Origin of the sequence: Pseudogemmobacter faecipullorum (assembly GCF_020539525.1) — a bacterium.
In the GTDB taxonomy this organism is placed as follows: Bacteria; Pseudomonadota; Alphaproteobacteria; order Rhodobacterales; family Rhodobacteraceae; genus Pseudogemmobacter; species Pseudogemmobacter faecipullorum.
Window position 1 is genome coordinate 113483 of sequence record NZ_JACDXX010000001.1, and the last position, 11804, is coordinate 125286.

Consider the following 11804-nt stretch of genomic DNA (forward strand, 5'->3'; position numbering starts at 1 on the left):
CCCCTCAGTCCAGCGCCCGGATTTTATCGGCAAAAAACTGTGCCAGCACCTCGGCCGCCGCTGCCTCATAATGGATGCCATCAACCGGCGAGACTTCGATCACCCCCTGCAGATCGAGGAAGGCAGCGCCGGTCCGCGCCGCCATCGCGCCGATCTCAGCCCCGAGCTGCTGCGATTTCGCCGCGCCCCCGGCAAAAACCGGGGCCAGAACCCCGGTCTCCCGGATCGGCGGCGGCGCCACGACCAGCACCTCCGGCGCGCCGCCCATCGGCCCGCAGCCCGAGGCGCGGATCATCCGCACCAGCCGCTCAAGCCCAGAGGCGATATCGCTGGCGGTCACGCCAAAGCGGTGTTTCAGATCATTGGTGCCCAGCATCAGCAGCACGAGGTTAACCGGCCGGTGACTTTCCAGGATCGCCGCCAGCGCCTTGCGGCCATTGCGATGCTCACCCTCGACCGGGTCATCATGCACCGTGGTCCGGCCAGGATGGCCTTCGGCAATCACCTCCCAACCCGGCAACAGCTCCGCCAGCAGCCTGGGCCAGCGGTGGCGATGGGCGAAGCGGCCCAGCGCGCCCAGGCTCTCCATCGGCATGGTGCCATGGGTATTACTGTCGCCATAGCAAAGCAGAGTGCGGCTCATTGCAGGTTTCCCTCAGTTTTCAGACGCAGAAGGATCGTAAATCACCTTGCCCGCCGCATCGGTGACGATGGCCTCCGGCAGACGCGCCAGCAGCGGCAAAAGGCTGAGCGAAGGACGGCAGAGCGCCGTGCCTTTCGCGGTCGCCACAAAGGGCCGCTCGACCAGCACCGGATCCTCCAGCATGGCAGCGATGATCTGATCCTCACCGGCCTCAGGCGCGGTCAGCCCGCGCGCTTCGGCGCTGGTGCCTTTCACCCGCAGCGCCTGACGCGGGCTCAGCCCCGCCGCCTGCAAGAGCTGGCGCAGCCCGGCCTCCTGCCAGCCGGTTTCAAGATACAGGATCACCTCCGGTGCCTCGCCCGCCGCCTGCAGGAGCGCCAGCACATTGCGCGAGGTGCCGCAGCGCGGATTGTGCCAGATGCGGCTGTTCATGGGATCACCTCAAAGCGGTCAACATCCACCAGACCATGATCGGTGATTTTCAGATGCGGGATCACCGGCAAAGCGAGGAAGGCGAGTTGCAGGAAGGGCTCTTCCAGCTCCACCCCGAGGCCCTTTGCGGCGGCGCGCAGCAGCACCAGATCCTCACGCACCTGCTCATAGGAATTCAGGCTCATCAGCCCTGCCACCGGCAAGGGCAGCTCGGCCAGCACCCTCCCGCCCTCGACCACGACAAAACCGCCCTCAATCTCTGAGAGCCGGTTCGCCGCCAGCGCCATATCCTGGTAATCTGCCCCGACCACCGCGATATTATGGTGATCATGACAGACGGTTGAGGCGATGGCACCGCGCTTCAGGCCAAAACCTTTCACAAAGCCCCGCGCCTTATTGCCGTTTTTGCCATGCCGCTCGATCACCGCGATGCGGATCAGATCGCGGGACAGATCCGGGCGCTTATCGCCATCCTCGGGGGTGATGTCATAGCGCAGATATTCGGTGATGATCTTGCCCGGCAGAATGCCGATCACCGGGGTTTCCACCTTATTGCCGGGGCTGCGGAAATCAGCCGCCACCAGCTCTGGCGCTTTGACCGACCGCCGCGCCACCGGCTCCAGGATCTCACGCGCGGCAAAAGCGGCTTCGGTCAGCTCGGTCCCGCCTGCGAAGGTGCGGCTGGCATGGCAGCCCTCGAGACTGTCGATCACCACGATATCGGCGCGCTTTCCGGGGGCGATCAGACCGCGGTCTTTCAGCCCGAAGGCCTCGGCCGCCGACAAAGACGCGGCGCGGTAGACCGCCAGCGGGCTGCAGCCCAGTTCAATCGCCCGACGGATCATGTGATCGAGATGGCCATGTTCGGCAATGTCGAGCGGATTGCGGTCATCGGTGCAAAGGCACAGATAGGGCGAATGCCGCTCGGTCAGGATCGGGGCCAACGCCTCAAGATCTTTCGAGACCGAACCCTCGCGGATCAGCACCCGCATACCCTTGCGCAGCTTCTCCAGCGCCTCCTCAGCGCTGGTCGCCTCATGCTCGGTACGGATCCCGGCGGCGATATAGCCATTCAGATCCTTGCCGCGCAGCAAGGGCGCATGGCCGTCAATATGACGGCCGCGGAAGGCCCCGAGCTTGGCCATGCAGCCCGGATCCTTATGCAGAACCCCGGGGAAATTCATAAATTCGGCCAGACCGATCACCTTCGGATGATCCATCAGCGGCAGCAGATCCGCCGCCTCCAGCACCGCGCCCGCGGTCTCCATATGGGTGGAGGGCACGCAGGAGGACAGCTGCACCCGCAGGTCAATCAGCAGCCGCTCAGCACAGTCGAGAAACCAGCTGATCCCGGTCAGACCGCAGACATTGGCAATTTCATGCGGATCACAGATCGCGGTGGTGACACCGCGCGGGCCGACGCAGCGGTCAAATTCAAAGGGGGTGACCAGCGAGCTTTCGACATGCAGATGGGTGTCGATAAAACCCGGCACCAGGATCTGGCCCGAGACATCAATCTCGCGCCGGCCCTCGTAGCGACCAAAGGTGCCGACCACGGTATCACCGCAGATCGCCACATCGCTTTCAACCAGTTCGCCGGTGATCAGGTCGAAAAAGCGCCCGCCTTTCAGCACCAGATCAGCTCTTGCGACGCCCCGTCCCTGATCAATCAGATCGGCCAGATCCCTGTACATATCATATCCCTCTGCAGAGCCACAGCAAAGCCTGGATGGGCAGGCGCGTCCAGCCTGAACAGATCAGCCCCCGCCCCCGGCGGCGAGAGGCCGCACCGCGCCGGGCGAGACACCCTTGCAAGGCGGCCAGGCTCATGATCTGACTGGGTTATGCAGAAGGATCTGTGATATGCGCCCGCTGCGCGGCATAGCCTATAAAATTTGCTCGGTTCTGGTTTTCATCGTGATGTCGGCGCTGGTGAAGGCCACTTCTGAGCGTGTGCCCGGTGGTGAGGCGGTTTTCTTCCGCTCATTCTTTGCCATTCCGGTGATCGTGATCTGGCTGGCTGTTACCGGCGATCTGCGTACCGGGTTTTATACCAGAAATCCCTTTGGCCATGTCTGGCGCGGTTTTGCCGGCACTATGGCCATGGGGCTGGGCTTTGCCGGTCTGGCCTATCTGCCCTTCCCGGAAGTCACCGCGATTGGCTATGCCGCGCCCTTGCTGACGGTGATCTTCGCAGCGATGTTTCTGGGTGAGAATGTCCGGCTGTTCCGCATCGCCACCGTTATCCTCGGGCTGATCGGGGTGCTGATCGTGATCTCGCCGCGGCTGACCGTTTTACAGGATGGCGCAGGCAATCCGGCCGAAGCTTTCGGAGCGGCGCTGGTGCTCGGCGGCGCGGTCTTTGCCGCCCTCGCCCAGGTTTTTGTGCGCAAGCTGGTGATGGTCGAGCGGACGGCGGCGATTGTGTTCTGGTTCTCGGTCACCTCGACGCTGCTGTCGCTGTTTACCCTGCCCTTCGGCTGGGTCTGGCCGACGCGGTTTGAGCTGTCGCTGCTGATCTGCACCGGCCTTCTTGGCGGGATCGGCCAGATCCTGCTGACCTCGAGCTACCGCGAGGCCGATGCCTCGCTGGTTGCGCCCTTTGACTATGCCTCGATGATCTTCGCGCTGGCGATTGGCTGGTTCGTCTTCTCGGAAGTGCCGAGCGCGACCATGCTCGGCGGCGCGGCGCTGATCATCCTGGCCGGGATCCTGATCATCTGGCGCGAGCGCCGGCTCGGGCTTGAGCGGGCGCGGCAGCGCAAGGCCATGACGCCTCAGGGCTGAGCCCCCGGGCGAAACCAGGGCCGGGGCGGGGCCTCAGCCCTGCCCCATCCGCAGCCCGATATCGAGCATCCGGTTCGAAAAGCCCCATTCATTATCATACCAGCCAAACACCCGCAGCAGCCCCTGCGCCGTCAGCCGGGTCTCGGGCGTTGCCATGACGATCGACTCGGGGCGGGCGCGCAGATCCGACGAGACCAGCGGCCGGTCGGTCGAACCGATGACACCGCCGGCGCTGCGAAACACCTCATTCACCGCCTCGACCGTCACCCGGTCGCGGGTCATCACCGCCAGATCGACGCAGGATACGCTGGCCACCGGCACCCGCACCGCCGAGCCCTGCAGCCGCCCGGCAAGCTGCGGCAGCACCCGGTCAACCAGATGCGAGGCCGAGGTGGTGGTCGGCACCATCGACAGGGCGGCGGCACGCGAGCGCGCGAAATTCGGCCCCGGCGCATCGGTGGTCGGCTGGCTGCCGGTATAGCAATGGACCGTGGTCATCGAGCCGGTGACCAGCCCCCAGGCATCATCAATCAGCCGGGCCAGCGGCGCGAGTGCATTGGTGGTGCAGGAGGCATTGGAGACCACGCGCTGATCCCTCAGCCCCTCATCATTCGCGCCCAGCACAACGGTATAATCCGCAGTATCCGAAGGGCCGGAGAGCAGCACCCGTGCCGCACCGGCCTGCAGCCCGCGCTCGGCCACCGGGCGGTTGCCGCCCATTCCGGTGCATTCCATCACCAGATCAAAGCCACGCAGATCCAGCGAGGACAGATCGGGCGCGCGGAAAAGCGGGATCTGCCGGCCGGCAATGCCCAGCATATCCCCTTCCAGCGTCACACCGCCTGGCCAGGCGCCATAGACCGAGTCATATTCCAGCAGATAGGCACAGATGCCCGGATCAGCGATATCATTGATCGCGGCAATCTCCAGCCCGGGCCAGCGATCAGGATTTTGCGCCCAGGTGCGCAGCACCGAACGTCCGATCCGTCCAAATCCATTGATGAAAACCCGCATCTGTCGCCCCGCCTTCGCTCTGCAGTTACAGCCTGCCATGTTCCGAGAGTGAAACCATTTAGCGCCATAGCTGGCAATGCATCTTTCGGATTGCCAGCTATGCAAAGGCTGCACAGCCGCTTCCCATCTCGGGCCCCGCAGCCCGAAATCCCCTGGCCTCAGCCTGGAAACCGGCTGCAAAGGTTGACATTTGCGCCGCTTCCTGTGCATGGCGGGCGCAACATCATGCCGGGAGAACTGCTCCCGCTCCTCACTCTCCCGGAACACAATGACCACATTCGAAGCCCTTGGCCTTTCGCCCAAGATCCTTAAAGCGCTGGAAAAGACCCAGCTGAAAGTGCCGACGCCGATTCAGGCCCAGGCCATCCCGCATATTATGGCGGGCAAGGATCTGATGGGCCTTGCCCAGACCGGCACCGGCAAAACCGCTGCTTTCGGCCTGCCGCTTCTGCACCGCATCCTCGACCTCGGTCACCCGCCCGGCCCGAAAAACATCCGGGCGCTGATCCTGGTGCCGACCCGCGAACTGGCCACCCAGATCAAGGACAACCTCTTTGCCTATACCCAGGGCACGGCGGTCAAAGTCGTCATGGTGGTCGGCGGAGCCTCGGTGAACAAACAGGCGCAGAGCCTGGTCAAAGGCGCCGATGTGCTGGTCGCCACTCCGGGCCGGCTGATCGATCTGATCGAGCGCGGCGATGTCAGCCTTGAGCGCTGCGGCTATCTCGTGCTCGACGAGGCCGATCACATGCTCGACATGGGCTTTATCCATGCCCTGCGCCGGATCGCAAAACATATCCCGGTGCGGCGTCAGACCCTGATGTTCTCGGCCACTATGCCCAAGGATATCAACGAGATCGCCGAGACTTATCTGCGCGATCCGGTCAAGGTGCAGGTCGCCCCGCCGGGCAAGCCCGCCGAAAAGGTCACCCAGGGCGTGCATTACATCCCCAATGGCGACAAGGCGCGCCTGCTGGAGGAATATCTGAAGAAACATCCGGGCGAGCAGGCCCTGGTGTTCTCGCGCACCAAGCATGGTGCCGATAAACTGGCGAAAGTGCTGAATGGCTGGGGCTTCCGCGTCGGCGCGATTCACGGCAACCGCAGCCAGAACCAGCGCGACCGCATCCTGACCGAGTTCAAACAGGGCGAGGTTGATGTGCTGGTGGCAACCGATGTCGCCGCGCGTGGCATCGACATCCCGACCGTGCGCCATGTCTATAACTATGACATGCCGAATGTGCCGGATAATTATGTGCACCGCATCGGCCGGACCGCACGCGCCGGGGCTTCGGGCTCGTCGATCAGCTTCTGCTCGCCTTCTGAAATGGGCGAGCTGAAAGCGGTTGAGACCCTGCTGAAAAAGCAGCTGCCGGTGATGGGCGGCGCGCCCTGGGCGGCGGATGCAATCGCTGCAGCCCCGTCGAAACCGGGCCAGAATCGCGCCGCGGCGCGGGCTGCTGCAGGTGGTGGCCAGGGTCGCGGCCCGCGCCCGCAGGGCCAGGGCGGCAAGCCCGGCGGTGGCGGCGGTCGCCCCGGTGGCGGTGCTGGTGGTGGTGGCGGTCGCCCGGGTGGCAAACCCCAGGGGGCCCGTCCGGCCCCCCGCCCCGAAGGCGGCACGCAATCGCCCTCGCGTCGTCCGAAACCGCGCGGATAAGGTAAGAAAAGGGGCCAGAACGGCCCCTTTTTTTCTGGCTCAGGGCAATGGCTGCGGCGCAGGCAGCCCGGCTCCGGCCTCTTTCGGGGCAAGCGTGATCAGCCCGCCCGCAATCGCTATCAGCGCGATGCCGACCCAGGCCTGCCAGCCCAGAACCTCCCCCCAGATCGCATAGCCCCAGAAGGCGGCGGCTGGCAGCATCACATATTCCATCACGCTGACCCGGCCGGTATCCGCGATCAGATAGGCCCGGGTACAGAACCAGGTCCCCAAAGCCACCACCCCGGCATGCATGGTCATCCAGGCCAGATAGGTCAGATCCGGCATCACCCAGCCGCGCGCTACAAAGCCTGCCGGGCCAGGCTCCGGCTGTAAGGGCCAGATCTGCAGCACGATAAGACCAATGATGCCAAACAGACCAAGGGCGATGAAGAAAGCCGCGACCAGCGCCCCCGCCTCCTCTTCGGCGCAGAGCCGCCGGGTCGCGATCATCGCGAATGCATAGACCAGCCCTCCGGCCACCGGCAGCAAAGTGGTGACCAGCGACACGCCGGAAAAGGCCGAGGGGCCCAGCACCAGGAGCACGCCCAGAAACCCCATGATCACCGCCAGAATACTGACAGGCCCGATCCGCTCGCCGAAAATCAATGCCGAGATCAGCAGCACGAAAATCGGCGCGGTGAACAGGCCCGCCGCGGCCACCGGCACTGGCAGGACGGCGATGGCCGCAAAATAGATCAGGACGCCAAAGCCCTGCAGACCACCCCGCACCGCCACCGCCCAGAGCCGCTTCGGGCGCAGTTTCATGCCGATCAGCCGCGCCAGAACCAGCATCAGCGCCATTGCAATCAGCCCGCGTGACAGGTGGAACTGCCACAGCCCGCTCTCTGCCGCGACCACGCGCACGTAATTATCGCTGAAACCCAGCATGAAAGCATAGGTGGTCACAAGCCCTGCGGCCGCAAGGGTGCGGTCACGGGCAGCGGGCTGGGGCGCAGGCATAGGCAATCTCCTCTTCCTTCTGGTTGAAGCCTCCTGCTGCCCCCTCGTCTTGCCTGCGAGCGACATCCCAGGCCGCGAATGCTCCAGAGCCGGGGGCCGAGCTCTGCTATGCATTCCTTGCCAGGCGGAAAGCCGGGCGTTGTAGCCCTCGCAGAGGGAGGGTAGAGTTCTGCCATGAAAAGACGGGCAGGCAGGCAGGTGAAATTGGGTTCGGGCACGGTGCTGAGCAAGTATCAGCGCCTCGAAGCCATTGGTTTGTGGCGCGAAACGCCCGAAGAGCAGCGGCGCGAAGTCATCGTCCATCTGGGCGAGGCGACGCTGGTCATGACCGATCCGCGCTCGGAAACCGCGCTGACCCACTGGTCGCTGCCCGCGGTGCAGCGCGTCAATCCGGGCGAGGAACCGGCGGTCTTCTCGCCCGGCTCTGACAGCGGTGAATCGGTCGAGATCGAAGACGAGGCGATGCTGGCTGCTTTGCGCACCGTGCATTCGGCCGTCGCGGCAGCCCGGCCCCATCCCGGCAGATTGCGCGGCGTGCTGATCGGCGGCGGCATTGCCCTGGGTCTGATCCTGACCACCCTGGTGATCCCGGCAGTGCTGTTCTCGCATACCGCCCGCATGGTGCCTTTGCCCAAACGCGCCGATATCGGCATGCGCGCCCTTGATGATGTGATGCGCCTGACTGGTGCGCCCTGTGACAAAGAAATTGCCCTGCCCGCGCTGGCCAGGCTGGCCGAGCGGGTGTTTGGCCCGGAAGACACGCCGATCCTCTATATCCTGCCCGAGGGGCTGACCCGGCCCGCGCATCTGCCCGGCGGGGTTATTTTGCTGCCGAAAAGCCTGATCGAACAGGATTCACCCGATGCCCTTGCCGGGGCAGCGCTGGTCGAGGGCGTTGCGGCCGGCCTGCAGGACCCGCTGCAGCCGATCCTGAAATATGCCGGTGTCTTTGCCAGCTTTGAGCTGCTGACCTCAGGCGATCTGCCGGACAAGGCCCTGTCGGGTTATGGCGAGACCCTCCTCGCCCGGCAGCCTGCGCTGCCGCCGCAGAGTAATCTGATCGCTGCCTTCAGCGAGGCGCAGCTGCCGCTCACGCCATGGGCACGCTGGCTGGACGCGCCGCCAGACGAGACTGAGGCGCTGATCGCGGCCGATCCCTATCGCGAGCTGACGCCCGGCGCGCTGATGCAGGATGAGGACTGGATGGCGCTGCAATCGGTCTGCGCTGGCAGCTGAGGCCGAAAGAGCCCCCCGCAAGGCCGCGCATGCAGTGGCAGCCAAGGCTTTGCTCAGCGCAGGATCGCGTCGCCGAAACCAAGCGCGCGAACCTGGGCCAGGGCCATCCGGGCCTCGTCAGCCGAGGCGAAAGGCCCGGCAAAAACCACCTGCAGCCCCCGCTGGACATTGCGCGCCACGGGCAGACCCGCGCCCCGCAGCCGGCCTTCGGTTCCGGCGGCATTGGCCGGGACCCCGAAAGAGCCCACCTGGATGAAATGGCGCGCGCCGGTCGCCGCAACGGCGGCGGCTTTTGCCGGCGGATGAGCCGCAAGAGCAGCCCCGGCATCGCCCCTGGTCGATTTACGGACATTTTCAGCCGGCAGCAGCCGCACCAGCTTTTTGCCATCCGCGCGGGTCGAGAGGATCACGCCGCTGCGCTCTTCAACACTGCCATCACTGCGGCGGACCACAACCTTCAGCGGCGGGCGCGGCGTGTTCTGATCCTCGCGCAGCTCGGCCGGGGTATGGCGGGTCCAGATCTCATCCTGATCGATCACCCCCTGCGCGGTGCCGCGCGCCCGGTTCGGGTTCAGGCGGTCATCGCTCCAGGCAAGTTTATAGCCAGGCGGAGGCTCGGGGATGAAATCCCCGGCGGCGCGGGCATGCGGGGCGGTGGCGGTTTTCGGGGCGCTGAACGAGCTGGCAGCCCGGCCCGAAGCGAGCGTCAGCGCATCATAGCCGATGGGGCGGCCTGCCAGCGATCCGCCGGCCAGCTGCGGGAAGCTCACCCCTTCCAGACTGCCATCGCCACGGGTGCAGAGCAGGCTGCTGCCGCCGCCCTGCATTTCGATGCGCTGCGGCACCGGGGCAGAAGCCGGGCAGGCAAGCCGCATGCCATCGGCCTGAAGCGGCGCTGAGGCGCTGGCGGTAACAAGCGGCGTGGCGGGCGGCGCTTTCGCAACCTTTGCAGGCGCGGCGGGCTTAACCGCCGGAGCAGCAGCCGCCACGGCGGCAGCGGGAGCCTTCACCGCAGGAGGGACCGGGGGCGGCGCGGCCGGGACAGGGGCGGGCGCCGCCGCTTCGGCGGTTTCAACTGCCTTGCCCGAGGCAGGATAGCCGCAGAGCTGCTTGCGGTCGCGGCTGACCCGGGGCACCCAGGTCTCGCGTCCGCCATAGCCGGCGCGCAGGAAAACGCAGCCCCGGCTGTCAACATATTGCTGACCCTTATAGCTTGCCGGAGGCAGCTCGGCCGGGCCACGCAGATCAGCCCGGGCCGGAGAGACCGCCAGAACAGCGGCAAGAACCGTCGCCGATAAGACTTTGCCAGACATCATCCACCCCCGTGGTCACTGTCCGGACCCTGGCAAACTTCCCCTGTTGAGTAAAGCGAATTGCCCGGATTTTACTCTATCTCGTGCCGAACATCCGGTCGCCCGCATCCCCCAGGCCCGGAACGATATAACCGTGATCATCCAGCCCACGGTCGAGCGCGGCAGTGACCACCGGCACATCGGGATGGGCCGCCTTCATCCGCGCCACGCCCTCGGGGCTGGCCAGCAGGCACAGGAAGCGGATGTTCTTCGCCCCGGCGGCCTTCAGCATATCAATCGCGGCAACCGAGGAATTGCCGGTGGCCAGCATCGGATCGACCACAATTGTATAGCGGTCTTCCATATGTTCGGGCAGCTTCTTGTAATATTCTACCGGCTGCAGGGTCTCGGGGTCGCGGTAGAGACCGATAAAGCCGACCCGCGCCGCCGGGATCAGTTCAAGAATACCATCGAGCAGGCCATTGCCCGCGCGCAGGATCGAAACCAGCGCCAGCTTCCGGCCCTCGATCACCGGGGCCTCCATGGTCTCGATCGGGGTTTCGATGGTTTCGGTGGTCAGCGGCAGTTCGCGGGTGACCTCATAGGCCAGCAGCAGGCTGATCTCGCGCAAGAGCTTGCGGAACCCCGCGGTCGAGGTCTCCTTTTTGCGCATGATCGTAAGCTTATGGCTCACCAGAGGATGGGTGACGATGGTCAGATGTTGCGGCATTCTCAGCCCTCCAGCTTAGCGGTGATCCGCTTTCTGGTATCGGGATCACAGAAAGCGGCGTCAAGCGCCTGCAGTGCAATCCGCCGGAACTGCGGCTCCTCCCAGTCGAAAGCGCGATGCAGAGCGGCGAATTCCTTAGCCAGGCTGGTGCGGAAGAAGGGCGGGTCATCGGTCGAGATGCTGAGCTTCACCCCGCGCCGCTCCAGCTCGGCCACCGGATGGTGGCGGATATCCGGATAGAGGCCGAGGGCGAGATTCGATCCGGGGCAAAGCTCAAGATGAATTTCGCGCTCGGCCAGCAGATCGACAAGCGCCAGATCCTCAATCGCGCGCACCCCATGACCAAGGCGCGACGGCGCCCAGGCGGCAAGGCTGTCGCGGATCCCCTCTGGCCCGCGCCATTCCCCGGCATGGGCGGTCAGGCCCAGCCCGGCCTCGCGGGCACAGTCAAAGCCCCAGCTGAAATCGGCAGGGGAAAGCACCGTCTCATCGCCGCCGATGCCAAAGCCACAGATGAAGTCTCCGGCGGTCTCGGCGGCGCAGAGCGCGGCGCGGCGGGCTTGTTCCGGCCCGAAATGACGCACGGCCGTCACCACGCCGCGCAATGTGATCCCCAGTGTCGCCTCGGCCTCACGCGCCGCCTCGGCCATAGCCCCGAGGTAATCGCGCCAGGCTGCCAGCTCGCCGCCGCCGCAGAAATCGGGCGAGAGGAATATCTCGCCATAGAGGACACCATCGGCGGCGCGCTCTTCGGCCACGGCCAGCAGCAGGCGGCGGTAATCGGCGGGCGTGCGCAGAACCGAGCTTGCCGCCTCATAGACCTTCAGGAAATGCGGGAAATCCTTCCAGGCATAGCCGCCCTCTGCGGCAAAAATACCCGAGATATCCATATGTTTCTCTGCCGCCAGCCCGCGGATGAAAGCGGGCGGCGCCGCCCCTTCCAGATGCAGATGCAGCTCAACCTTGGCGAGACGCCTCATATCCTGCAAAAGTTCTGACGGCCTGTCCTCG

General features: G+C 65.2%; 11 protein-coding genes. 3 read left to right on the plus strand and 8 right to left on the minus strand.

The genetic code is table 11. From position 1 onward, the window contains the following. Positions 1-4: 4 nt before the first annotated feature. Genes H0485_RS00530 through ade form a run of 3 tightly spaced genes read right to left on the minus strand, consistent with a single transcriptional unit; the run spans position 5 to position 2769 of the window. Complete coding sequence (locus H0485_RS00530) at positions 5-643, minus strand: SGNH/GDSL hydrolase family protein (protein WP_226933364.1); 639 nt, start codon at positions 641-643, stop codon at positions 5-7. 12 nt (positions 644-655) lie between these two features. After that, positions 656-1075 (minus strand): arsenate reductase (glutaredoxin), encoded by a 420-nt coding sequence (gene arsC, locus H0485_RS00535; protein ID WP_226933365.1) that lies wholly within the window; start codon positions 1073-1075, stop codon positions 656-658. Beyond that, on the minus strand, positions 1072-2769 hold the full coding sequence (gene ade / locus H0485_RS00540) for an adenine deaminase (protein WP_226933366.1): 1698 nt from the start codon (positions 2767-2769) through the stop codon (positions 1072-1074). The genes arsC and ade overlap by 4 nt, the downstream gene beginning before the upstream one ends. A 169-nt stretch (positions 2770-2938) precedes the next feature. Here ade and H0485_RS00545 point away from each other — a divergent pair, with 169 nt between their 5' ends. Continuing rightward, the gene (locus H0485_RS00545) at positions 2939-3862 is read left to right on the plus strand and encodes a DMT family transporter (protein WP_226933367.1); all 924 of its coding nucleotides are present in this window, start codon (positions 2939-2941) and stop codon (positions 3860-3862) included. A gap of 33 nt (positions 3863-3895) precedes the next feature. Here the strand turns inward: H0485_RS00545 and H0485_RS00550 are convergent, their stop codons facing one another. Next, entirely contained in the window at positions 3896-4876 is a 981-nt protein-coding gene (locus tag H0485_RS00550; RefSeq protein ID WP_226933368.1) for a type I glyceraldehyde-3-phosphate dehydrogenase, read from the minus strand. A 268-nt stretch (positions 4877-5144) separates the two neighbouring features. Between H0485_RS00550 and H0485_RS00555 the strand changes: the two genes are divergently transcribed. After that, the gene (locus tag H0485_RS00555) at positions 5145-6533 is read left to right on the plus strand and encodes a DEAD/DEAH box helicase (RefSeq protein ID WP_226933369.1); all 1389 of its coding nucleotides are present in this window, start codon (positions 5145-5147) and stop codon (positions 6531-6533) included. Between the two features lie 39 nt (positions 6534-6572). Here H0485_RS00555 and H0485_RS00560 read toward each other — a convergent pair whose 3' ends face one another. Beyond that, complete coding sequence (locus tag H0485_RS00560; protein ID WP_226933370.1) at positions 6573-7535, minus strand: DMT family transporter; 963 nt, start codon at positions 7533-7535, stop codon at positions 6573-6575. A 198-nt stretch (positions 7536-7733) separates the two neighbouring features. On the opposite strand from H0485_RS00560, the gene H0485_RS00565 reads away from it, so the two are divergent. Beyond that, positions 7734-8771 (plus strand): hypothetical protein, encoded by a 1038-nt coding sequence (locus tag H0485_RS00565; protein ID WP_226933371.1) that lies wholly within the window; start codon positions 7734-7736, stop codon positions 8769-8771. Positions 8772-8824: 53 nt separating this feature from the next. Here H0485_RS00565 and H0485_RS00570 read toward each other — a convergent pair whose 3' ends face one another. From H0485_RS00570 to H0485_RS00580, 3 genes are all read right to left on the minus strand, one after another. After that, on the minus strand, positions 8825-10084 hold the full coding sequence (locus H0485_RS00570; RefSeq protein ID WP_226933372.1) for an SPOR domain-containing protein: 1260 nt from the start codon (positions 10082-10084) through the stop codon (positions 8825-8827). Between the two features lie 76 nt (positions 10085-10160). Continuing rightward, positions 10161-10793 (minus strand): uracil phosphoribosyltransferase, encoded by a 633-nt coding sequence (gene upp, locus H0485_RS00575; protein ID WP_226933373.1) that lies wholly within the window; start codon positions 10791-10793, stop codon positions 10161-10163. 2 nt (positions 10794-10795) lie between these two features. Continuing rightward, the gene (locus tag H0485_RS00580) at positions 10796-11773 is read right to left on the minus strand and encodes an adenosine deaminase (protein WP_226933374.1); all 978 of its coding nucleotides are present in this window, start codon (positions 11771-11773) and stop codon (positions 10796-10798) included. Positions 11774-11804: the final 31 nt, after the last annotated feature.